The organism is Haloarcula limicola (assembly GCF_010119205.1).
In the GTDB taxonomy this organism is placed as follows: Archaea; Halobacteriota; Halobacteria; order Halobacteriales; family Haloarculaceae; genus Haloarcula; species Haloarcula limicola.
Map to the genome: position 1 here is coordinate 821,665 of NZ_WRXM01000001.1, position 22,487 is coordinate 844,151.

Annotated in this window: 25 protein-coding genes; 12 read left to right on the forward strand and 13 right to left on the reverse strand. The window is 68.2% G+C overall.

From position 1 onward, the window contains the following. Positions 1–36: 36 nt before the first annotated feature. Positions 37–522 (reverse strand): helix-hairpin-helix domain-containing protein, encoded by a 486-nt coding sequence (locus tag GO488_RS04265; protein ID WP_162316553.1) that lies wholly within the window; start codon positions 520–522, stop codon positions 37–39. Positions 523–571: 49 nt separating this feature from the next. Then, positions 572–1,369, reverse strand: coding sequence for a shikimate dehydrogenase (locus tag GO488_RS04270; RefSeq protein WP_162316554.1), 798 nt, complete (start codon positions 1,367–1,369; stop codon positions 572–574). Positions 1,370–1,539: 170 nt separating this feature from the next. On the opposite strand from GO488_RS04270, the gene GO488_RS04275 reads away from it, so the two are divergent. From GO488_RS04275 to ftsZ, 3 genes are all read left to right on the forward strand, one after another. Then, positions 1,540–2,901 (forward strand): sodium:calcium antiporter, encoded by a 1,362-nt coding sequence (locus GO488_RS04275; protein ID WP_162317533.1) that lies wholly within the window; start codon positions 1,540–1,542, stop codon positions 2,899–2,901. Then, entirely contained in the window at positions 2,901–4,262 is a 1,362-nt protein-coding gene (locus tag GO488_RS04280) for a D-aminoacyl-tRNA deacylase (protein WP_162316555.1), read from the forward strand. Before GO488_RS04275 ends, GO488_RS04280 begins: the two co-directional genes overlap by 1 nt. A 92-nt stretch (positions 4,263–4,354) precedes the next feature. Continuing rightward, the gene (ftsZ, locus tag GO488_RS04285) at positions 4,355–5,515 is read left to right on the forward strand and encodes a cell division protein FtsZ (protein ID WP_162316556.1); all 1,161 of its coding nucleotides are present in this window, start codon (positions 4,355–4,357) and stop codon (positions 5,513–5,515) included. 83 nt (positions 5,516–5,598) lie between these two features. Here ftsZ and GO488_RS04290 read toward each other — a convergent pair whose 3' ends face one another. After that, positions 5,599–6,534, reverse strand: coding sequence for a helix-hairpin-helix domain-containing protein (locus GO488_RS04290; protein ID WP_241692889.1), 936 nt, complete (start codon positions 6,532–6,534; stop codon positions 5,599–5,601). 382 nt (positions 6,535–6,916) lie between these two features. On the opposite strand from GO488_RS04290, the gene GO488_RS04295 reads away from it, so the two are divergent. The 5 genes from GO488_RS04295 (at position 6,917) to GO488_RS04315 (ending at position 10,088) form a co-directional block, all read left to right on the forward strand. Further along, positions 6,917–7,096 (forward strand): protein translocase SEC61 complex subunit gamma, encoded by a 180-nt coding sequence (locus tag GO488_RS04295; RefSeq protein ID WP_162316558.1) that lies wholly within the window; start codon positions 6,917–6,919, stop codon positions 7,094–7,096. A gap of 4 nt (positions 7,097–7,100) precedes the next feature. Further along, complete coding sequence (locus GO488_RS04300) at positions 7,101–7,538, forward strand: transcription elongation factor Spt5 (protein WP_162316559.1); 438 nt, start codon at positions 7,101–7,103, stop codon at positions 7,536–7,538. Between the two features lie 116 nt (positions 7,539–7,654). Beyond that, the gene (locus GO488_RS04305) at positions 7,655–8,617 is read left to right on the forward strand and encodes an ABC transporter ATP-binding protein (RefSeq protein ID WP_162316560.1); all 963 of its coding nucleotides are present in this window, start codon (positions 7,655–7,657) and stop codon (positions 8,615–8,617) included. Beyond that, positions 8,614–9,465 (forward strand): ABC transporter permease subunit, encoded by an 852-nt coding sequence (locus tag GO488_RS04310; RefSeq protein WP_162316561.1) that lies wholly within the window; start codon positions 8,614–8,616, stop codon positions 9,463–9,465. The genes GO488_RS04305 and GO488_RS04310 overlap by 4 nt, the downstream gene beginning before the upstream one ends. Next, positions 9,462–10,088: a hypothetical protein gene (locus GO488_RS04315; RefSeq protein ID WP_162316562.1), complete on the forward strand. Its 627-nt coding sequence runs from the start codon at positions 9,462–9,464 to the stop codon at positions 10,086–10,088. The genes GO488_RS04310 and GO488_RS04315 overlap by 4 nt, the downstream gene beginning before the upstream one ends. A gap of 80 nt (positions 10,089–10,168) precedes the next feature. Here the strand turns inward: GO488_RS04315 and GO488_RS04320 are convergent, their stop codons facing one another. Continuing rightward, positions 10,169–10,459: a DUF7565 family protein gene (locus tag GO488_RS04320; RefSeq protein ID WP_162316563.1), complete on the reverse strand. Its 291-nt coding sequence runs from the start codon at positions 10,457–10,459 to the stop codon at positions 10,169–10,171. Between the two features lie 97 nt (positions 10,460–10,556). Between GO488_RS04320 and GO488_RS04325 the strand changes: the two genes are divergently transcribed. Continuing rightward, the gene (locus GO488_RS04325) at positions 10,557–11,318 is read left to right on the forward strand and encodes a PHP-associated domain-containing protein (protein WP_162316564.1); all 762 of its coding nucleotides are present in this window, start codon (positions 10,557–10,559) and stop codon (positions 11,316–11,318) included. On the opposite strand, the gene GO488_RS04330 is transcribed toward GO488_RS04325, so the two are convergent. Continuing rightward, positions 11,315–11,821: a metal-dependent hydrolase gene (locus GO488_RS04330; RefSeq protein WP_162316565.1), complete on the reverse strand. Its 507-nt coding sequence runs from the start codon at positions 11,819–11,821 to the stop codon at positions 11,315–11,317. The genes GO488_RS04325 and GO488_RS04330 overlap by 4 nt on opposite strands. Before the next feature lie 37 nt (positions 11,822–11,858). Further along, positions 11,859–12,371, reverse strand: coding sequence for a CinA family protein (locus GO488_RS04335; RefSeq protein WP_162316566.1), 513 nt, complete (start codon positions 12,369–12,371; stop codon positions 11,859–11,861). 80 nt (positions 12,372–12,451) lie between these two features. On the opposite strand from GO488_RS04335, the gene GO488_RS19600 reads away from it, so the two are divergent. Then, entirely contained in the window at positions 12,452–12,595 is a 144-nt protein-coding gene (locus tag GO488_RS19600; protein ID WP_164509616.1) for a hypothetical protein, read from the forward strand. Between the two features lie 70 nt (positions 12,596–12,665). Continuing rightward, positions 12,666–13,784 carry a pyridoxal phosphate-dependent aminotransferase gene (locus GO488_RS04340; RefSeq protein WP_162316567.1) on the forward strand — a complete coding sequence of 373 codons (1,119 nt, stop codon included), beginning with the start codon at positions 12,666–12,668 and terminating at the stop codon, positions 13,782–13,784. Here the strand turns inward: GO488_RS04340 and GO488_RS04345 are convergent, their stop codons facing one another. The 7 genes from GO488_RS04345 to glmS are packed head-to-tail and all read right to left on the reverse strand — an operon-like array spanning position 13,785 to position 20,908. Continuing rightward, complete coding sequence (locus GO488_RS04345; RefSeq protein WP_162316568.1) at positions 13,785–14,573, reverse strand: ABC transporter permease; 789 nt, start codon at positions 14,571–14,573, stop codon at positions 13,785–13,787. Next, complete coding sequence (locus GO488_RS04350; protein ID WP_162316569.1) at positions 14,566–15,564, reverse strand: ABC transporter ATP-binding protein; 999 nt, start codon at positions 15,562–15,564, stop codon at positions 14,566–14,568. Before GO488_RS04350 ends, GO488_RS04345 begins: the two co-directional genes overlap by 8 nt. Positions 15,565–15,624: 60 nt before the next feature. Further along, complete coding sequence (gene citE, locus GO488_RS04355) at positions 15,625–16,671, reverse strand: L-malyl-CoA/beta-methylmalyl-CoA lyase (protein WP_162316570.1); 1,047 nt, start codon at positions 16,669–16,671, stop codon at positions 15,625–15,627. Further along, the gene (gene mch / locus GO488_RS04360) at positions 16,668–17,756 is read right to left on the reverse strand and encodes a 2-methylfumaryl-CoA hydratase (protein ID WP_162316571.1); all 1,089 of its coding nucleotides are present in this window, start codon (positions 17,754–17,756) and stop codon (positions 16,668–16,670) included. Before mch ends, citE begins: the two co-directional genes overlap by 4 nt. Continuing rightward, entirely contained in the window at positions 17,749–19,020 is a 1,272-nt protein-coding gene (locus GO488_RS04365; RefSeq protein ID WP_162316572.1) for a methylaspartate ammonia-lyase, read from the reverse strand. The genes mch and GO488_RS04365 overlap by 8 nt, the downstream gene beginning before the upstream one ends. Next, positions 19,010–20,464, reverse strand: coding sequence for a methylaspartate mutase subunit E (locus GO488_RS04370; RefSeq protein ID WP_162316573.1), 1,455 nt, complete (start codon positions 20,462–20,464; stop codon positions 19,010–19,012). The genes GO488_RS04365 and GO488_RS04370 overlap by 11 nt, the downstream gene beginning before the upstream one ends. 3 nt (positions 20,465–20,467) lie before the next feature. Then, a complete protein-coding gene (gene glmS / locus GO488_RS04375; protein WP_162316574.1) occupies positions 20,468–20,908 on the reverse strand; it encodes a methylaspartate mutase subunit S in 441 nt (146 codons plus the stop codon). Between the two features lie 121 nt (positions 20,909–21,029). On the opposite strand from glmS, the gene mct reads away from it, so the two are divergent. After that, positions 21,030–22,220: a succinyl-CoA:mesaconate CoA-transferase gene (gene mct / locus GO488_RS04380; RefSeq protein ID WP_162316575.1), complete on the forward strand. Its 1,191-nt coding sequence runs from the start codon at positions 21,030–21,032 to the stop codon at positions 22,218–22,220. The last annotated feature ends 267 nt before the right edge of the window (positions 22,221–22,487 follow it).

Sequence of the window (22,487 nt, forward strand, 5' to 3'; positions counted from 1 at the left end):
GAAGCAGGCGGGTGGCTAACTCGTTTGCGATTCCGACTAGTAGTCCTTGGCGCGCTCGATCCAGCCGTCGATCCGGCTCTCGGAGAGGTCCGTCTCCGCGGCTATCTCGGCGGCGTCCGCCGCCGCGAGGTCGCCGACGGTGTCGATACCGAGACCGTTGAGTCGCTTCGCGTAGGCCGGGCCGATGCCCTTGATCTCGGTGACCGGGTCGTCGCTCCCCTCGCCGATCTCGGGCTCGGCCTCGGGGACCGTGGCGTCTATCGACCCGCTCTCGTCGGGCACGGTCGCGTCGGCGGCGGCCGTCTCGTCGTCGGTCGCCGCGCCCGCGTCGGTGCTCGGAGTCTCGGTCTCGCTGCCGTCCGTCACCGCAGTCTCGGTCCCCTTGACTGCGTCTTCGTCCTCAGTAGATGGTTCGCGCTCGACGGTCACGTCCACGTCGCCGGGCGACCCGGACCCGTTCCCTGACGCGGACTCCGCCCCGTCGAGCCCGAGGGCAGATTTCAGTTTCTGAAGCAGACCCATGCGCGGGACTACTTTCCCCCGACACTAATCTCTTGCTGGTACGCGTCCGTCACAGACCCGCGCGAAGTGCGTCGTTCATCGGGTTTACGGGCGCGTCTTCGCCGGTCCAGAGCTCGAACGCCTCGACGCCCTGATACAGGAGCATCCACGCGCCGTCGATGGTCGTCGCCCCGACCTCGGCGGCGTCACGCAGGAGCCGCGTCGACAGCGGCGAGTAGACGGCGTCGAGAACGGCCAGCTCGCCGTGTAACGCCTCGGCCGGCACCGGCGTCTCGTCCTCGTCCATCCCGACGCTGGTACAGTTGACGAGGACGTCGGCGTCGGCGAGCAACTCGGCCAGTCCGGCGAGTCCGTGCCCGCTTGCGTCGGGGACCTCTCCGGCGAGGTCGCGGGCCTTCGACTCGGTTCGATTGGCGACGCGAACGCTCATGCCCTCGTCTGCGAGGCCGAACGCGACGGCCCGACCGGCTCCGCCTGCACCGACGACGACGGCCGTTCCGGAGAGGTCCACGCCGTGGTGTTCGAGCGCTCGAACGGCTCCGACGGCGTCCGTGTTGTAACCCGTCGGTGTCCCGTCACCGAAGTCGATAGTGTTGACCGCGCCGATGCGTTCGGCGAGCGGATCGGGCGAGACGGCGTCGAGCACGTCCTGTTTGAACGGGATGGTGACGTTCAGGCCCGCGACGCCGAGTCGGTCGGCCGCCTCGACGGCCGCCGCTCCCCCGTCGGCGGCGGGTTCGAATGTGACGTACTTCGCGTCGATGCCGAGCGCCTCGTAGCCCGCCTCGTGCATCGGCGGCGACAGCGAGTGCCCGACCGGGTTCCCGATGAGACCGTAGACGTCCATACGCCTGCCAGTGCGCGCGGGACACATGAACGACACGCTCTGGGCCGGCGAGCGGCGGCGCTTCGGCGGGTTCGCTGTCGTCCTCGAACCCGCGTTCGGACGCAGTTTCGCAAGTTTTTCACGCCGACCTGTGCTGTGGACACGTAGTGAGTCGTCTACGTCATCCGCTGGTGCAGATCGCGGGCGCGGTCCTGTTGACCGCCGCCTGGGTCGGTGCGAGCCTCCTCGGCTACGGGATGGGCCGAGTCACGACCGTCGCGGTGAGCGGACTGGCGGTCCTCGGCGCGTCGTTCCTCCTCGCGTGGGGGGCCGAGACGGCCGAGAAAGACGTGCCGCGCGCGTTCGCGATCGCCGTGCTCGCGGTGCTCGCCGTCGCCCCCGAGTACGCCGTCGACGCGCTCTACGCGTGGAACGCCGGGGCGGGTGGCGCGACCATCGAAGCCTGTTCGCAGCTCTCGCCGGCCGCCATCGACGCCGGCGAGACCGAGCTCGCGCGGGCCTGCCACGACGCCAACCTCGCCGTGGCGAACATGACCGGCGCGAACCGCATCCTCATCGGCGTCGGGTGGGCCGGTATCGCCCTGTTCACCGTCATGCGAGCGAGTTCGACCGCCGACCCCGCGGTCGTAAACCGGGATGGGTTCCTCAAGAGCGCGGTCCAGTTGGACCGCGACATCGCCACGGAGATCGCCTTCCTCTTCGTGGCGACCGGGTGGGCCTTCCTCGTTCCCCTCGGCGGCGGCATCGGCGCGCTCGACACGCTGTTCCTAGTCGGCCTCTACGTACTGTACATCGGTCTCGTCCTCAAGTCCGACGTCGAGGCCCACGACCACACCGTCGGCGTTCCCGAGTACCTCCAGTCGTGGTCGATCCCGTGGCGACCGCTGTCGGTGCTGGTGCTCTTCGGCTACTCCGGGCTGATGATATTCACCGCCGTGGAACCGTTCGCACACGGACTGGAGGCGATCGGACTGGCCAACGGCATCCCCTCGTTCTTCATGATTCAGTGGGTCGCACCGCTGGCCAGCGAGTCGCCGGAACTCATCGTCGTCGCGGTGCTGGTCAACAAGGCGCGTTCGACCGCCGGGTTCAACGCGCTCATCTCCTCGAAGCTCAACCAGTGGACGCTCCTCATCGGGACCATCGCCGTCGTCTACTCCATCGCGTTCGGCGGCTACGGCGTCCTCCCGTTCGACGCCCGCCAGTCCGCCGAGATCTGGATCACGGCCGCCCAGTCGTTCTTCGCGCTGGCGCTCCTCTGTAACTTCGAGATCTCGCTACGGGAAGCGGTCGTCCTGTTCGTCCTGTTCATCACGCAGGTGCTGATAGAGTTCGCGCTCATCCAGGACCTGCTGGTGTTGCCGATCACGAGCCACGACCTGCTCATCGGCTACACGGTCCTGTACGTCGCCGCCGGTCTCGGGCTGTTCTTCCTCCGGCGCGAGTCGCTGAAAGAGCTGTTCGGACGGGCGACCGACGCGTTCCGCACCGCGATGGGACGTGAGCCGGTCCACGTGGACCAGGCCGACTGATGCTCGCAGTCGTCGTCTCCCGGGCCGACGAAGCGTCCGTCCACGTGGGAGAACATCTGCGAGAGACCGCCGACTGGACGGAGACGACCGACGACAGCCGCCCCGACGCCGACGGCGGCGGCACCGTCTACCGAACCGACGAGGCGGAACTGCGCGAGTTCGACGACTGGCATCTCGAACTGGACGGCGTCGCCGAGGCGTTCGACGACCCCGACCTGCTCGTCTTCGCCTCCCGACACGCCGGCGAGACCGACGAACTCCTGACCGCCCATCACACCGGTAACTTCGGCGAGGCGGAGTTCGGCGGCGAAGCGGGGCGGTTCGCCCGCGCGTGTCCGAACGCCCAGCGCGAAGTCGTGACCGCGCTCGCCGAACACGCGCCCGAGGGCTACGAGGTCGGCGTCGAGTGCACGCACCACGGACCGACGAGCGTCGGCGTCCCCTCGATGTTCGTCGAAGTCGGGAGCGCCGAGGCGCAGTGGCGCGACCCCGACGCGGCCCGCGCCGTCGCTCGCGCGATTCTCTCCCTGCGTGACGTTGCGGCGGATGCGCCCCGGGAGAACGGCAGCCGTCGCCACCTCGTCGGCTTCGGCGGCGGCCACTACGCCCCGCGGTTCGAGCGCGTGATTCGGGAGACCGACTGGGCCGTCGGCCACGTCGCCGCCGACTGGTCCCTCTCGGCCCTCGACGAGTGGGCCGAGACCGACGCCGAACGCGAGGCGGTCCTCGAACGGGCCTTCGACGCCAGCGCGGCCGACTACGCCCTGCTGGAAGCCGAGCGACCGGCCCTCGAATCGACGCTGGAGCGACTCGGCTACCGAGTCGTCGAGGAGACGTTCGTCCGCGAGACCACCGGCGTCCCGCTCGAACTGGTCGAGGCGCTGGAGGCGGAAGTCGCGCCGGTCGAAGGCGGCCTCCGGTTCGGCGACCCGGCCACGGCGGCCGAGCGCCGGACCGACTGGGAGGTCGTCGAACCGCCCGCGGACCTCCGCTCCGAGGCCGCCGGCATCGACGCCGAGGCGCTTCGGGAGTGGGTCGCGTCCAACGCGCTCGCGTTCGGTACCGAGCAGCGCGGCACCGTCGTCACCGGGCCGTTCGTCCTGCCGCCCGAGACGACCCGCGATTCGCTGGTGTCGGCGCTGGCCGAGATTCTCCGCCGTCGCTACGACAGCGTCGAGCGGGAGGGCGACGAGCTCGTCGCCCGCGAGGAGGCGTTCGACCCCGACCTCGCGCGCACCACCGGCGTCCCCGAAGGCCCGAAGTTCGGAAAGCTCTCCGCGGGCGAGGCCGTCGAAGTCGACGGTGACGTAATCGAACCGGAGCGCGTCCAACGCGAACGTATACGTCGATTTACGCTGTAGAAAATGGCCCGAAATCGAGGGGGAAATCGTCAGACGTGCGTCAGACTGAGGGGGAAAACTAATGAACGTCCGTCTGCAACGGGGATTTAAATATGGACTCGATTATCGACGACGCTATCGAGGAGGCCGAAGACGAACGGGACGGCGCCTCGGAGCCAGCGGCCGAGACGGAGACGAGCCCCGGGCGAGAGGACGTGTCGACGTCCGGGACGATGACCGACGACGAACTGGCCAGCGTCGTCAAGGACTTAGAGACGAAGATCACCGTCGTCGGCTGCGGCGGTGCCGGCGGGAACACCGTCACCCGCATGATGGAGGAGGGCATTCACGGCGCGAAACTCGTCGCCGCGAACACGGACGCCCAGCACTTAGCCGACGAAGTGGAAGCCGACACGAAGATCCTCATCGGTCGCAAGCGCACCGGCGGCCGCGGCGCGGGCTCGGTCCCGAAAATCGGCGAGGAGGCCGCCCAGGAGGACCTAGAGGACATCCAGCAGTCCATCGACGGCTCCGACATGGTCTTCGTCACCGCCGGGCTCGGCGGCGGCACCGGGACCGGTTCGGCTCCCGTCGTCGCGCAGGCCGCACAGGACGCCGGCGCGCTCACGATCTCTATCGTCACGATCCCGTTCACGGCGGAGGGCGAACGCCGCCGCGCGAACGCCGACGCCGGTCTCGAACGCCTGCGGGCCGTCTCCGACACCGTCATCGTCGTCCCGAACGACCGCCTCCTCGACTACGCGCCGTCGATGCCGCTGCAGGACGCCTTCAAGATCTGCGACCGCGTGCTGATGCGCTCGGTCAAGGGCATGACCGAACTCATCACCAAGCCCGGTCTCGTCAACGTGGACTTCGCCGACGTCCGCACCATCATGGAGAACGGCGGCGTCGCCATGATCGGGCTGGGCGAGTCCGACAGCGAGAACAAGGCCCAGGACTCCATCCGCTCGGCGCTCCGCTCGCCGCTGCTGGACGTGGAGTTCGACGGCGCGAACTCCGCGCTGGTCAACGTCGTCGGCGGTCCCGACATGAGTATCGAGGAGGCCGAGGGCGTCGTCGAGGAGATCTACGACCGCATCGACCCCGACGCCCGCATCATCTGGGGGGCGTCCATCAACAACGACTTCCAGGGGAAGATGGAGACGATGATCGTCGTCACCGGCGTCGAGAGCCCGCAGATATACGGCCAGAGCGAGGCCGAACAGGAGCGCGCCGCCAAGCAGATGGGCGAAGACATCGACTTCGTCGAGTAATCCGGTCGAAGCCGGTCGTCGCGGACTTTCTCCCGAAAAGAGCTGTGAAAGCGAGGTCGACGCGCCCTTACGCTACGAGACCGTCAGGCCTGTGACTGAGCGCTGTTGATCCAGTCGCTGGCGCGGTCCTCCGCGACCTCGGCCGCGTCGGCGACCGTTCCCGCATCGGTGCTGGCGAGGTCGCCGATCGATTCGACGCCGACCTCCCGGAGCCGGTCGGCGTACGTCTCACCGAGTCCCTCGACGGTCTCGAGTTCCGTCCCGTGGTCGGCAGAATCCCCTCTCGCGTCCGCGTTGTCGCCTCCGGATAGCTGCTGTTGGGCCTGTTCGGCGACTTCCTCGACAGCCCGGTCGGCGTTCTCCGTGACCTCCTCGGCGGTCTCCTGCGCGTGCTGTGCCGTCTCTTCGGCAGTCTCCTGAACGTTCCGGGTTGTCTCTTCGGCGGTCTCCTGAACGTTCTCGGAGACCGACTCGGCGGCCCGAACGCTCTCGACGGCGTCTTCCTGGGTCCGGCGCTGGGCGCTGAGGACCGCGGAGACGGTCTCGGAGACGAGCTCTCGCTGTGACTCGCTGAGGTCCTCGAACGTCTCGTCGAACTCGGATTCGAACTCGTCCCAGGCGTCGTTTTGCGTGTCCTCGAAGTCCTCGAACTGGTCGTTGACGGCGTCGCGGAACTGCTCGCCGTCGAGGGAGCTCTCGACGGCGTCGAGCTGATCGTTGAACAGTTTGCGGACGACCTCCGCGTTCTGCTCGTACTGCGCGTCGAGGACCTCCTGGGTCAGCTCGGCGTTCTCCGCGAACTGGGCGTCGAGCTTCGAACGGACCTCGTCGGCGTCCATCGACGACTCGAACGCGTCGAGCTGCGCGTTGAAGAGCTGTTGGAGGAGTTCGGTCCCCTGTTGCTGGGCGGAGCGCTGAGCGCTGATGCTGTTCTCCATGAACGCCTCCATCGCGTTCTGCTGGAGCTGGAGGCTCTGCTGGAAGAGTTCCTGCGTCTGCTGGATAGTCTCGCGTTGCATCTGGAAAGCGGCTTCGAAAGGCGAGGTTGCTTTTGACATTGTTGGAGATGGATGTGACGTCACGCGATCCCGAAGCGCATACGGGTGCGACACCAAGTTCGCGTTCAGACGGAAGGGCGGATTTCGAATAAACCTTTTGCAGGTTCTAAATGGTGGCAATTACCAATTGATGGCAGAATCAGACATTTCCCGCCACGTCCTCGGATAGTTGCTTCTGCACCGGTATTTTCGGCCGCGTGCGCCGACTGTGGTATCACGTTACGTCGCGCAAGTTCGCCCGAAGCGTTCAGGATAGCGAGATCGCCGAGGCGGTCGCGCTCGTGGTCGCTCTCTTCGACCGGCGACCACAATATAGAAAAGCCAGCGGGGGATACCACCCGCTATGGACGTCCCGTACGACCTCACCTCCTACGTTCGCGTACTCAAACTGGCGAGTACGCCCTCCTGGGAGGAGTTCTCGCAAATCGCAAAGATCGCCGGTGCCGGTATCATGCTGGTCGGACTGCTCGGGTTCGTCATCTTCGCGGTGATGACGTTCGTCCCCGGAAGCAAGCCGGTGTAAACAGATGGGTATCTACGCTGTCAAGACCACGGCGAGTCAGGAACGCACCGTCGCGGAGATGATCATCAACCGCGAGGAACCGGACATTCACGCGGCGCTGGCCCCGGATTCGCTGACCAGCTACGTGATGGTCGAGGCCGAGGACGCCGCCGTCTTCGACCGCATCTTGGACGAGATTCCCCACGCCAACGGTATCGTGCAGGGCGAGTCCTCCATCGCGGAGGTCGAGCACTTCCTCTCGCCGAAACCCGACGTCGAGGGGATCGCCGAGGGGGACATCGTCGAACTCATCGCCGGCCCGTTCAAGGGCGAGAAGGCGCAGGTCCAGCGCATCGACGAGGGGAAGGACCAGGTCACCGTCGAACTGTACGAGGCGACGGTCCCGATTCCGGTGACGGTCCGCGGCGACCAGATCCGGGTGTTGGATAGCGAAGAGCGATAAGCCGGCCCCCCAGCGGCGGAGCCGTTCAGTTCTCCGCCGACGAGTTAGAAGGCTCAAAATACGATCGAACTGTTCTGAGCATTTAAGCGGGAACCGTTCGACGGTGCGGCTACACGATGCCTGCCCTCCAGACGAACGGACTGACGAAGCGATTCGGCGACGTCGTCGCCGTCGACGACCTCGACCTGACCGTCGAGTCGGGCGAGGTGTTCGGCTTCCTCGGCCCGAACGGGGCCGGGAAGTCGACGACCATCAACCTCCTGCTGGACTTCATCCGCCCCACCGAGGGAAGCGTCGAAGTGCTCGGGATCGACGCGCAGGCCGACCCCGAGGCGATCAGGCGGCGGGTCGGCGTCCTCCCGGAGGGGTACGGCTTCGACGACCCGCTGCTCGGTCGGGAGTACCTCGAATGGGCCATCGGGACGAAGGGAGCCGACGACGACCCCGACGAACTGCTCTCGCTCGTGGGCCTCGAAGACGACGCCGACCGTCTCGCGGGCGACTACTCGAAGGGGATGCAACAGCGCCTCGCGTTCGCCATCGCGCTGGCCGGCGACCCGGACCTGTTGATCCTCGACGAGCCGTCGACCGGCCTCGACCCCAACGGCATCCGGCGGATGCGCGAGGTCGTCCGCGACCGGGCGGCCGACGGGACGACGGTCTTCTTCTCCAGTCACATCCTCTCGGAGGTCGAGGCGGTCTGTGACCGCGTCGGCGTGATGAATCGGGGGGAACTCGTCGCCGTCGACAGCATCGACGGCCTCCGGGACAGCGCCGGCGGTCACGCCACCGTTGAGCTCGAATGCGCGACGCCGCCGACGGGCCTCGGCGTCGAGTCGCTCTCGGGCGTCGAACGCGCGACGGTCGAAGACCGGACGCTCGTCGTCCGGTGTTCGGAGCCGAGCGCGAAGGTGGACGTGGTCACGCACGTCGCCGAGCGCGCCGCCGTCGAGGACATCCTCTCGGAGACCGTTCCCCTCGAAACGCTGTTCAACGAGCTGACCGGCGGCGGCCGCGACGGCGGCGAGGCGGCGACGGCGGACGAGGCGACGGACGACCCGGCGGAGGCGCTCCAGTGAGCGCCCTCGACGTCGCGCGGAAGGACTTCAAGGGGGCGCGCCGCTCGCGGTCGCTGTGGACCGTCGCGACCCTGTTGGGAGCGGTCACCGCGCTGATCGCCTTCGGGTATCAGGGGTATCAGCTCTCCCCGAGAGAGACGGTCGTACGGCTGTTCTCGACGATGGGGCTGCTGCTCGCGATGTTGCTCCCCGTCGTCGCGCTCGTCGCCAGTTACATGGCCATCGCCGGCGAGCGAGAGAGCGGCGGCGTGAAGTTCTTGCTCGGCCTGCCGAACACGCGCCGCGACGTGTTCCTCGGGAAGCTCCTCAGCCGGCTCGCGGTCGTCGCCGCGGGCGTGACGTTCATGTTCGCGACGGCCAGCGCCGTCGCCGTCGCCCGCCACGGCGTGCTCCCGGCCGGCGTCGTCGTCGGAATGCTCGCTATCTCGCTCGCCTACGCCGCCGTGTTCGTCGCCATCGCCGTCGCGCTCTCCTCGGCGCTCGCCGAGCGGAGCCGCGCCATCGCCGCCGCCATCGGGTCGTACTTTCTGCTCGTCATCCTCTACGTGGTCCCCGGCATCGGCGTCTCGACCGTCGCGCAGTGGGTCCACACCACGATGCTCGGGGCCGAGCCGAACCTCGACCTCTACAACGCGGTGACGTACACGAGTCCCTTCATCGCCTATCGGAAGGCGGTGAACCTCGTGCTGCCGGCGGGGATGGAACAGCGGGTCCTCCAGCGGGCCGGCGAGAACAGCGAGCTGCCGGCGTACCTCGGCGACGAGGTGGCGCTCGCGGTGTTCGCCGTCTGGCTCGTCGTCCCGCTGGCGATCGGCTACCTGCGGTTCGAGGGGGCCGATTTAGAATGAACCGGCGCGATACGCTCGGGAACGCGCTGCTCGTACTGGGCGTCGTCGCCCTGATCGGCCCGGCGTTGTTTCCCGTCCAGCCGGTCTTGTACCACGATACGGGCGACGGGAGCCCGGCGAACGAGTCACAGCTCCGCGAACAGGGCTATCGCATCGTCGCCTACGAGAACCTCTCCGAGCGGGGACAGCGGCTGTACGTCGAGACGCTCCGGGCCGGCGGCGAATACACGGTCCCGGTCGGCGAGGGCGCGCCCGAGTTCTCCTATCCCGACTCGGAGCGGCTCGGCGAGATGGAGGACTACGACGAGCGCCGTCGGCTGACGACAGTGGTCATCGAGCGGCCGCCCGAGGCGGGTCTCCCGCCGGCGGACGAACCGCTCCGGGCGGCGGAGTACTCCCTTCGCCGGGAGCGACGCGAGCGGAACGAAGAGGGAGAGCGAGTCGAGACGCCCAGCGAGGCCGCCGTCGAAGAGCGGCAGCGAGCCATCGCTCGCTACGACCTCGTGACGACGCGGACGGATAAACCGCCGCTGACGGCGACGCCACAGCTCCTCCGAATCGTACCGGCGCTGCTCGGCATCTTCGCGATCGGAACGGGCGGATACCTCCGGTCGTCGCCCTGACACCGGCGCGTCGCTTTCGGACAGTCGGATACGATCTCAATCAGGCGTCAGCGATATGCGGCAGAACGTGCCCAGTCGGCTCACCCTTCTAACCGCTCGATGATCTCGTTCATGTCTGCGGTCGACTCGACGGACTCCTTGACGTTCTCGCGCCGGCGGACTTCCGCGGCGGAGGCGTCGTAGGCGCGGACGTACTCGGCCCGCGAGTGTTCGTCGAACGCGTGTTTGATGGCGAAGTAGCCGTCGGGGACGACGGTCCCGCACACCTTACAGGAGACGCGGTCGTGTTCGGTCGACTGATGGACGATGAGATCCTCGACGCGGTCGAACCGGCTGTCGTCGCCCGCGATAGCGCACTCCCAGCGTGACATTGCAGAGGGGGAGGCGGGCCTCGGACAAAAGCGTTCGCCACCGTCGAGGCTGTTTCGAATAGAAACCTCTAATGGGACCACCGAGATAACGAAAGCCGTGACGAGCGAGGGGTTCAACGTCGATCCACACGTCAAAGTGCTGGACGAGTCCGTCGTCCAGCGGGCGAGAGAGCGGGGACTCGACGCCCTCGTGTACGCTCCGCACTTCACGCGACTGTCGGAGATCCGCGCTCGGGCCGAGCGGTTCTCCGACGACGACCTCCGGGTCTATCCGGCCCGAGAGCTGTTCACCGGGACGTGGCAGCGACGACGACACGTCCTCGCGGTCGGGCTGGAAGAGCAGGTGCCGGACTTTCTCACTCTCGACGGAACGATGGCGGAACTGCGACGGCAGGAAGCCGCCGTGTTGGTTCCTCATCCCGGGTTTCTGAGCGTGAGCCTCGGCATCAGCGAACTGGAGACGTACAGGAACACCATCGACGCGATCGAGACGTACAACACGAAGTTCCTGCCACATCACACCCGACGAGCGGAGCGGTTCGCCCGCGAGACGGATCTGCCGACGTTCGCCTCCTCGTACGCGCACCGCACCGGGAGCATCGGCGAGGTCCACGTGTCGTTCGACCGCTCGTTCGACGACGCCGAGGCGTTCGCGGCGGCGCTTCGGGACGGCGAACCGCGCCGTATCGTCCACCGCGACGGCGTGTCCCACACCGGCCGTCGGATGCTGGAGTTCGCCCACTTGGGGTACGAGAACAGCTGGGAGAAGTTCGACCGGGTGATGTTACAGGGGACTGCGCCGACCCACCCCGACCACGTCGCTTACGATGGGCAGTTCGACGACGTGAAGGTGTACTAGGCGATCAATGCCGTGTTCTCGGCGAGCAGCCGCGTGATCCCCGGCGGGAGATACTGCGGGAGGACGTAGACGAGGACGGCGACGCCCGCGAGTTCGAGAGCGGTGATGACGACGGTGACGACCTCGGCGTACTCACTCGACGTGGTGACCCCCGACGGGAAGCCGAACTCCTCGTCCCAGAACGGGTAAAACAGCGCGATCCCGCGCCGAGATCCGAACATGTCGAGGACGTAGTGCGTCAGCACGCCGAGCCACACCCACTGGAGGTTGCCGCCGTGGTATATCGGATGGGCGACGAAGACGAGGAGCACCGGGAGGTTGTGGAGCGTCTTCCGGTGTCTGCCGAAGGCCGTGTCGACGTCGGGGAACAGCGCGCCGAGCACGACCGGGAGGAACACCTCGGCGATGGTCGCGAACGTCGAGACGTCGCCGGACGGGTCGAGGACGTATCCCAGTCCGATGCTCAGGAGGACGGCGTTCAGGACGTGCCCGCGTTTGTTCATCTACACGGGCGGACGCTGTGGCTCCCGAAAGGCTTTACTACTCCTCCTGTACCGCCGCCAACAGGTCTGAGAGGGCCCGTCCGGCGATGCGCTCTTTCACCTCGGCTCGGTCGCCCTCGAACTCGTAATGAGAGACCGCGCAGTCGGAGTCGCCGGACTCCCAGGGCGCAGCGTGCGCGACGGCGATGTACACCGTCCCGACGGGCGTCTCGGGCGATCCGCCGGTCGGTCCGGCGACGCCCGTCGTGGCGACACCCCAGTCGGTGCCGGCGGTGTCCCTGACGGCGCGAGCCATCTCGTCGGCGACCGGTTCCGAGACAGCCCCGTGGGCGTCGAGCGCCTCTCGGGAGACGGCGAGCAGTTCCTGCTTTGCGTCGTAGGAGTACGACACCACCGACCGGTCGAAGTAGTCGCTGGACCCCGGCACGTCGGTCAGCAGCGATCCGACGAGGCCGCCGGTGCAGGACTCTGCGACGGCGACGGTCTCGTTCCGTTCGCGGAGCGCCTCGCCGACGCGCGCTTCGACCGGCGTCTCGCTGTCCTCGGTCATATCTCGGGATTGACGGCAGGGCGGGATAAGCGTTCAGTTGCCGGCCCCGAACCTATCCGTGTGGCCGCCCAATCGATCGTATGGCCTACCAGACGACGATCGGCTGGTCGCTCATCTCCTCGGGAATCGTCACGCTCGTGCTCGGATTCCTCCCCGGGTCGGACCTCACGTGGGGTATCACGCTGCTGGTGCTGGGCGCGATAACGCTCTACATTCGGCAGTGACCGGCCGGTAACTGCATCGAACCTCCTCGCTAACGGAAAGACAGACGGTCTCGGGGCTCCCACCGCCGGTATGGACTACGAGACGCCGCAGTTCTTCCGGGTGATGCAGTACGCCGCCCGGGCCGATCGGGACGTGGTCGACATGGTCTCGGGCAACCCCGATTGGGACCCGCCCGAGGGCCTCCGCGACGGCCTCCGGGACTACGCCGAGGCCGAGCCGACCGAGTTTCAGTACCCGCCCAGCGTCGGCCTACGGGAACTCCGCGAGGAGATCGCCGCCCGCCGAGACGTGGCCGTAGAGCGCGTAATCGTCACGAACGGCGCGGGCGAGGCCAACCACCTCGCCATGACCGGCGGTCTCGACCACTTCGACGGCGACGAAGTCCTGCTCGCCGACCCCGTCTACCCCTACTACGCCGGGCGAGCGAACTTCCTCGGTGCGACGACGAGATTCGTCCCCGTCGACGACGACGGCCGACTCGACCCGGCGGCCGTGCGGGCCGCGGCGAGCGAGGAGACGAGCGTCCTCGTCGTCAACTCGCCGAACAACCCGACCGGCGCGGTGTACGACGCCGACGCGATGGCCGAGTTCGCCGCCATCGCCGAGGCGAACGACGCCCTGCTCGTGAGCGACGAGGTGTACGACCACTTCGACTACTCCGGGCGGTTCGGGTCCGCGCTCGAAGCGGACTCGCCGAACGTCGTCGCCACGAACTCCTTCTCGAAGTCGCTGGCCATCACCGGCTTCCGCGTCGGGTACGCGGTCTTCCCGCCGGAGGGCGGTCCGAACGGCGACCTGCTAGAGCGGGCTCGCACCCGCCACATGCTGACGAACGTCGCCGGGAGTCGGCCCGCACAGTGCGCCGTCTCGCGGGCGTTGAAGACCACCTCGCCCGAGTACTACGCCGACTGCCGCCGCCGGCTCGAACGCCGAATCGACCGCTTCTGCGGGGCGCTCGACGAGGCGGGCGCGGAGTTCAACCGGCCCGACGGCGGCTTCTACGTGATGGCGCGCTTCCCGGACTTCCCGGGGAGTTTCGAGAACGTCTACGAACTCATCGACGAGGCGGGCGTCGGCGGGATGCCCGGCGAGGCGTTCGGGGATTCCCGGGCCGACTGGATCCGCTTCGCGCTGGTGACCCCGCGCGTGGACGAAGCGGCCGAGCGGCTGGCCGACTTCTTCGGCTGATTACACCGCCTCGACGCGGCGGAACAGCGCTGCGCCGAGGGCGACGGTGACGGCGGCGGCGACGACCATCGCGCCGAAGTCCGCGACCAGCGCCCGCTCGGAGTAGCCGACGAGCGCTCCGCGAAGCCCGTCGACGCCGTAGGTCAGGGGGTTGAGATAGCCGACGAGCCTGAGCGGGAGCGGGAGATTGGAGAGGGGGTAGAACGCCCCGGAGAGGAACGCCAGCGGAAACAGCGCGAAGTTGACGATGAGGTTGTACCCCTGCGTGTCCTTGAACTGCGAGGCGATGGCGAGCCCCAGACCGATGAACGTCGCGGCGACGAGGACGAGGAAGGAAACGGCGACGAGCACACCCGCGAGCGACGCCGGCCGAAAGCCCAGCGGGATCGCCAGCACGAGGATGAGCAGCGCCTGCAACATCGTCGTCGTCGCGCCGCCGGCGATGCGCCCGACGACGATGGCGGTGCGGCTCACCGGCGCGACCAGGATCTCCTTGAGGAAGCCGACTTCGCGGTCCGATAGCACCGCCAGCCCCGTGAAGGAGGCGGAGAACAGCATCGTGAACCCCAGTATGCCGGGCACGAGGTATTCGAGATACGAGAGCGACGACGGGACGGAGCCGAAGCGGGCGTCGCTGAACCCGAAGCCGAAGAAGACGAGGATGAAGAACGGCCCCAGGAGGAGGCCGACGACGCGGCTTTTGGCCCGCCAGAAACGCACGATATCGCGCTTCCAGAGGCCGTAGACGGCGACGGCGTCCCGTCGGAGTCGGCCGCCGTCCTCAGTCATCGTCGTCACCGCCCGTCCCGGCGCTCGCGGCTGCGGCGGGAGGGCCGCCTGTCGAGTCCGCCGCTTCCTCGACGGTGCGGCCGGTCAGCGAGAGGAACACCCGTTCTAAGGTCGGTCGGTCGACGGAGACCGTACTGACGGCGGCCGCGTCGCTGGCGGCGGTGACCAGCGCCGCGACCCGCCGCTCGCCGTCGTCGACGCCCACGTCCACGCCATCGCCGGACACTGTCACCGAGCGGACCCACGGTTCGTCGGGGACGGCCCGCTCGACGGCCGCCGGGTCGTCGGTGCCGATACGGACGACGTCGCCACCCAGCGAGTCCTTCAGCGCGTCGGGCGCGTCGAGCGCGACCACGCTTCCGTCGTCGACGATGGCGACCCGGTCACAGAGCGCGTCGGCCTCCTCCATGTAGTGAGTCGTCAGGACGACGGTGACGCCGGCTTCGCGGTTCAAGCGATCGATGTACTCTCGCACCGTCTTTCGCGTCCCCGCGTCGAGGCCGACGGTCGGTTCGTCCAGAAAGAGCACGTCGGGTTCGTGGAGTAGGCCGCGGGCGAGTTCCAGCCGTCGGGCCATCCCTCCGGAGTACTCGCCGACCGGCTTGTCCGCGTCGTCGGCGAGATCGACCAGTTCGAGGACCATCGCCGTCCGCTCCCGTCTACGCTCCGTTCGGATGCCGTACAGTCGCGCGTGAAACCGCAGGTTCTCCGCGCCCGTCAGTTCCTCGTCGAGCGCCGGTTCCTGGAAGACGGCGCCGATGCTCGCCCGGACGCCGCCGGGGTCGGCCGACACGTCGCGGCCGGCGACCCGCGCGGTCCCCGAACTCGGTCTCAGAAGCGTACAGAGCGTGTTCACGAGCGTCGACTTGCCCGCGCCGTTCGGTCCCAACAGCCCGAGAATCTCCCCCTCGGCGACCTCGAAGGAGACGTCGTCGACGGCGACGAGGTCGCCGTAGCGCCGCGTCAGTCCCTCCACCTCGATGGCGTTCATCACCGGCCGAAGGGGCCGGACGGGCTTGAGGTTGGTCCCGACGAGCGCGCTGACGCGAACTCAGTTGAAGATCAGTTCCACGTCGAGCGCCCGCGACAACAGCGCGTCGTCGTAGTGCTCTCCGGTCTGTTCGGGGTGGGTTTCGTCGATGGCCCGCACTTTCTGGACGGTGTTGGCGAAGTTCTTGTAGGTCGCCTCGTCGACCATCTGGCCGTCGACGACGACGGCTCCCGTGCCCTCACGCTTGGCGTCGTTGAACGCCTCGATCTTCGAGAGGTCGCGGTCCAGCTCCTCGCCGCTGGGCATGTGGACGCGGTTGGCCTGTGCGGTCTGTTTGGGATGGAGCGACCACGAGCCGTCGATGCCGATGGTCGCCTCGTGTTCGACCTGGTCGGCGTACCCCTCGGCGTTGTAGTAGGTGACGCCCGCCCGCTCGTGGAACAGCTGGTCGAACGGGCCGCCGATGGAGACGATGCCCGCGGCGCTCGTCTCGTTCGAGAGGGCTTCGAGCAGGCTGTCCCACCGAGGCCGCTCGCCGTGCAGGGCGCGGCCACCCAGTTCTGCCGTGTAGTCGACCGGGCCGAAGACGATGCCGGACAGCCGGGAGTCGGCGGCGAACTGACAGATCTCGCGCAGGTCCGAGCGGGCCGCGGCGGTTTCGAGGATGATCGCCATCTCCAGTGTGCCGTCCGCCAAGCCCGCCTCGCGCTCGGCGTCGGCGAGCACGCCGGCGGCGTCGCGCACGTCGTCGAGGCGGCCGACCTTCGGGAAGACGAACCCGTCGAGGTGCTCGCCCACCTCGCTCGCGAGTCGGCGGACCTGCTCGGTGCCGCGCTCTCTGAACTGCTCGCCGTCGTAGGCCCACTCGACGCGCGGGAGGATCTCCCCGGCGAAGTCGGGCGCGTGGTCGGGCAGTCGGTCGGCGATGTTCTCGACGGCCTCGTCTTTCATCGACGGCGCGGTGCCGTCCTCGATGTCGGGAATCAGCCAGTCGGGGGTCTGGAACCCCTCGCTGGTCAGGCCCGAATCGAGGAACTTCGCGCTGTCGTCTCGCGGAACGGCGGCCGGTGCGGTCTGGAACGTGCGGCAGAGTCGTGTGTCGGTCATTGCTGTCGCTGAATGAGGGCGGTTCGCCGGCCCGAGTAGACCGGGGTGCTGTCCTGATTGAACGCGACGTGCTCGAACGTCACCGCGCCCGCGCGGTCGGGGCCCGCGTCGGGGTCGCAGTCGAGGACGCGGGTGAACCCGTAGATCGTGTCGCCGAGCGTGACGAACGAGTGGAATCGCTCGTCCTCGAACCGGCGCTCGCGGTAGGTCGCCTCGTCCGACCGGGCGTGCGCGAGCGCGATGGAGCGCGTCACGTCTCCGTAGGCGACGATGTCGCCCGACGGCGAGTCGGCCATCTCGTCGCGGTTGTGGTGCTGGCGGGCGGTGTTGAGCGTCGAAAGCGGCAGGCCCGCGACGAGCTGGTCGTCCATCGTCCGCCCGCGCTCATGGCGGTAGGCGACGGCGGCGTCCTCCGCCTCGGCGCGTTCGAGAGCGGTGCTGAAGTCCTCGAAGCGCGCGCCGTCGGGCGCGAGCAGCGTCTCGGGCAGGTCGGGCGTCTCGGGGTCGACCCCGTCTCCGTCGGCCATCGAACCGCCGCCGTCGGTGGCGGCGGGCTCGCGCCGCGGGATCATGTTCGTCCGTTCGTAGGAGACGAGTCGGTCGCCCGTTTCGCGGTCTCGACCTTCCGTCTCCCACGTCACGATGCCGTAGGTCGGCCGCGACGACGATGTACGCGTGTCGACCACGCGGGAGGTGACGGCCAGCTCGGTACCCGGGTAGGCCGGTCGGTGGAACTCGACGTCCGTGCGTCCGAGAAAGTAGCCGCCCTTCTCAGAGAGGTCCTCGACGGTGATCCCCATCACGCAGGCGAGCAGGTAGTCCGGGTGGACCGGCACGCCGTCGAAGCCGCGTTCGCGGGCGGCGTCGCTCCGCCAATAGGCTGGATCGTGGTTCAGCGTCTGTCCCATCCACCCCTCGCTGCCGTGCTGTGAGAGGCGCAGGCCGGGGTCGTGACTGAGTTCGTCGCCCTCCGCGAAGAATTCGAAGTAGTTCCCCTTCTCGCGGGTCTCGGCGCGGTCGAGGAGCGCGTCGAACGTGTCCTCGTCCGAGCAATCGAGCGCCTCGGGGTCGCTCCAGTCAGTCATCGGCTTGCACCCCCTGTCGGCCGCCCTGACGGCGACTCAGCATCCGGCGCATCTCGTTGGTGACGACCATGAACCCCTCGTCGAAGCCCATGCCGGGCTTTGCCAGCACCTGCGCGGCGTCGGTGGCCAGCGCGACGTGGGCGCAGGCCCGCGCCGAGGTGACCGTCTCGTTGCAGGTGCCGCCCAGGTACGCGCGGGTGTCGGTGCCGTCGCAGTACAGCACCGCCTCCGCCGAGCGCTGGACGCCGCCGAGGTCCGGCGTCTTCACCTGCACCACGTCGGCCGCGCCCGCGTCGACGAACGCCCGCACGTCCTCGAAGGTGTTGCACCACTCGTCGGCGACGATTTCGACGGCGACGCCGGCGTCTCGGAGGCCCTCGCGCAGTTCGGCCATCTGCTCTATCTGTTCGGCGCGGCCGCCGGCGTCCATCGGCCCCTCGACTTGGAGGGGGTAGGGCGCGGCGGCCTCCCGCAGCGTCTCGAAGTAGTCCGTGACCTCGCGCCGGTCGTACGGCGGGCCGAACACCTTCCCGAGGATGCCGTAGACGTCGACGTGGAACCGCGGCGCGTACTCCTCGGGGCCGAGTTCCCCCGCTCGGTCCGAGAGCCACGCGAGGTACTCGCGCAGACCCTCGCCGCCCTCGCCGACCTTCTCGACGCTGTTGAACAGGCCGTGGGGGAGGACGGGGACGCCCTTGATGAGCATCTTCTCGGCGTTGCTCCGGCGCTCGTCGCCCGACTGGCCGAACACCGGGACGGGCGAGGTAGCCGGGTCTGTGTCGTAGGCCGCCGAGAGAACGTCGGTCGGCGTCTGCCCGCGGGCGCGGGCGGCGGCGTTCAGCAGCGCCTGTGAGACGCCGTAGCGGACCGCCGTGTGCAGACGGTCGCCGCCGGAGCGCTCGGGGTCGATCGCCTCCAGCGTCTCCGCGTTCTCGCGGAACAGCGTGGCGTCCCGGCCCCGGAGCGCGTCGGCGACGACGCCCTCCACGACCGGGCGGTACGTCTCGGCACGAAAGAGCGGGTCCCGACCGCCCGCGCCGGAGTACTGCACCGCCGCGCAGTCGCCCGTGACGACGGTGCCGTCGGCGAGTTCGAGTTCGACGATGAGCGACTCGCCGGCCTCGCGGACCCGGTCGAATCCCTCCGTCACCGGCGGCCCATCGTAGTCGAAGCCCCGCTGGGTCGCGCCGTCCTTGATGGCGCGCTGGTCGTCGAAGAAGAACCCCGAGACGCCCGGAACGGCCCGAATCTCCTCAATCCGCATCGCTGGCACCTCCCCGCTTCCCGGTCGGGCGACCGATGAGTTTCCCGTCGCTGATGGCGTCCACGTCGTCGGCGACCATCCGGAACGACTGGTCGCGTCCCTCCGTGCGGGCGCGTTCGCCCAGTCGGGCCTTGTGCGTCTCCTTGATGTCGTCGGGCAGGGCGAGGTCCGCGAACTCGAAGATGCGGACGCGGCCGTCGTCGTCCCGCGCCGGGAGGACCGCCCCGGCGGCGGCGTCGCTCGGCGCGAACGGCACGTCGAGGTCGCCGGTCTCGAACGCTCGGACGACGCCGCTCGCCACGTCGCCGTCGCCGGCCTCGAAGACGGCGTCCATCAGCGCGCGGGTCGCCCGTTCGATGAGCCGCTGTTCGTCGCCGATACCGCCGAGATCGATGTCTTGCTCTATCATCATATCGATGAGCTGTCTCGTCGTGCGCAGACCGGAGGCGTTGGCCTCCTTCGTCGGGACCCCCTGGAACTCCTGCGGGGACTTCGTGATGACCTTATCGGGCTTGGCGACGGCCGCCGTCGCGCCGCCGAGGCTGATGACGCCGTTGGCGCGGGCCTCGTCGGGCGGGAACCCGCCCATCCACTCGTGGAAGACCGTCGTGACAGTGACCGCGTCGGGGAGGTACTCCTCGCCGAGTTTCCGGAGCGCGCGCAGGGCCGCCACGTCCTGCACGAGGTTGCCGACCTGTCCGTAACCGAGCGTCAGCGAACGCACGCCCTGCGTGGCGGCGAGTTGCCCCTCGACGAGCATCACCGCGATGGCGATACACGGCGGGACGAGCGTCCCGGTCAGCGGGCCGAACGGCTCGCGGTTTATCGTGACGCCCCGTTCGGTGTAGGCCCCGCAGAGCCGGTCCACGAACTGCCAGTGTTCGATGGTCGTCGCGAGGTCGTGGCGCTTCGTGTAGGGGATGTTGTACGAGATCGGGCCGCCCTCGAAGGACTGGAACCCGCCGGCGAGGGTGACCATCGCCAGCAGGCGCGCGTCGGGCGTGCCGTGGCGCACTTCGATGGGGGCGTCGAGCGCGCGAACGAGCCGGCGGCAGTCCTCGACGCCGTGGTTCACCGCGGGAAAGCCGTTGAGCTCGTCGGTCTCGCTGTTCCGGGAGGCCGCCAGCCCCTCCTCGGCCTTCTCGTACTCGTTGTCCCGCGTGTAGGAGTCGATGGTCGTCGGGAGGAGGTCCGCCGCGCCCTCGTCCTGCAGGTAGCGCAGGAGCGAGATCTGGTCCTCCAGGCAGGGGACGCCGGCGCGCGGTTGGAGCAGCGGCCGGTCGGCGGACTCGAGGACCGTCGCGAACTGCTTCGCGGCCGGAAGGGACTCGTGGAAACTGATCGCTTCCTCGAAGTCGACTTCCCGGCCGGTGGGCCACTCGTCGCGGAGGTCGTTTGCGATGCGCTGTAGCTGGTCGGTGGAGAGCTTGCTGTCTGTCGGCATGGATTACCCGTCGACTCTGACCCGCTCGGCCTCCGTCGTCGTGAGCTGGAGGTCCTGTCGGAGCGCCGCGATGGCCTCCTCCGGGTCCGTTTCGGCGTCGAAGACTCGGTCGAAACCCATCTCGCGGAAGGTCTCGCGCGTGGTCTCGAAGTCGTCCTGTCCGACGGCGAGGTTTCCGCCGACGTAGGTCCACACGTCGAGGCCCGCCGCCTCGAGCCGCTCGTGGAACCCCTCACAGTCCTGCCGGGCGTGCCCGTACAGCGACGAGACCAGTACAGCCTCGGCGTCGTGAGCTTTCGCCGCTTCGACGAACTCGGCCTGTGAGGTCTGGACGCCGAGGTTTTCGACCTCGAAGCCAGCGGCCGAGAGCGCCTGCTCGAGAATCGTGATACCGACGACGTGTGCGTCGGAGCCAATCACGCCGAGGATGACGGTCCGGGGCATGTACCAGTGACGACTCGTGGCATGTGTATAAAGTTAATGGTCTTTCATGATAATACGGCCTTATACAATTTATAATGATTTATCACCAGAGTTTATCACCCCGCCTCGCGTCCCTCCTCACATGGGTGCGCTTGCCGACCTGCGCGTGTTAGACCTCACACAGGTCCTGTCCGGACCGTACTGCACGATGCTGCTCGCGGACATGGGCGCGGACGTGGTAAAGATCGAGCGACCGGGCGGCGACATGATCCGGTCGAACCCGCCGTTCGTGGCGGACGCCGACGAGGAGGCCTACGGCGGCTACTTCCAGAGCGTCAACCGCGGCAAGCGCTCCCTCGAACTGGATCTGCGGACCGACGAGGACCGCGAGGCGTTCCTCTCGCTGGTCGAGCGGGCCGACGTGGTCGTCGAGAACTTCAAGGCCGGCACGATGGAGAAGTTCGACTGCGGCTACGAGACGCTGCGGGAGCGCAACCCGCAGCTCATCTACTCCTCCATCCGCGGCTTCGGCGACCCGCGTACGGGCGAGACCCACCGGCAGGGCCAACCCTCCTTCGACCTCATCGCGCAGGCGCTGGGCGGCGTGATGGAGATCACCGGCCCGGAGGACGGCCCGCCGACGAAAGTGGGACCCGGCGTCGGCGACATCTTCACCGCCGCGCTCAACGCCGTCGGGATCCTCGCCGCGGTCCACCACCGCGAGCGCACCGGCGAGGGCCAGTACGTCGACACCGCGATGTACGACGCGATGGTCTCGCTCGCCGAGCGGTCGGTCTATCAGTACTCCTGCGACGGCGACGCGCCGACCAGACAGGGCAACTCCCACCCGACGCTGTTCCCCTACGACGCGTTCCGTGCCGCCGACGGCCACGTCGTCGTCGCGGCGTTCAACGACCGCCACTGGCGCGCGCTCTGTGACGCGATGGACCGGCCCGACCTCGCGGCCGACTACGCCGACGCGAACGCGCGTCGCGCCGACCGCGAGTCACTGCGCGAGGAGATCGCGAACTGGACCCGCGAACACGACACCGACACCATCCTCGAACTGCTCGACGGGCGCGTCCCGGCCGCGCCGGTGCAGGACGCCAGCGAAGTGTTCGAAGACCCACACGCCCGTGCCCGCGAGATGCTCGCCGATGTCTCCCAACCGGGGGCCGACGACGAGATGACCGTCGCCGGCAGCCCGATCAAGATGACCGAGACGATGCCGCGGCCCCGCGGCCGCGCGCCGCTGCTGGACGAACACCGCGAGGAACTGCTGGGCGAGGCCGACTCCGCGAGCGACCGGCGAACCGCCGAGAGCGACGACTGAGTGAGAGGCCACTCACGGGAACGCCACCCGCGACGAAACCGGGTTTTCGACTTGATGAACGGTCCACCCGTTTCGGCCGGTGAAACAGTGGGTGGGTGGGAATGAAAGGGGCCGCTCGCTCCGGGAAGACGGCCGACGCAAGGACCACAACGAGCGGAGCGAGTGAGGACCACAGCGAGGCCCTCGACTGGAGCGAGCGGGGGCTTTCTGGTTCTATATACAGTCACCAATTCTGACAGAGCAGAGAACTGCTGCTATAAACCCGGC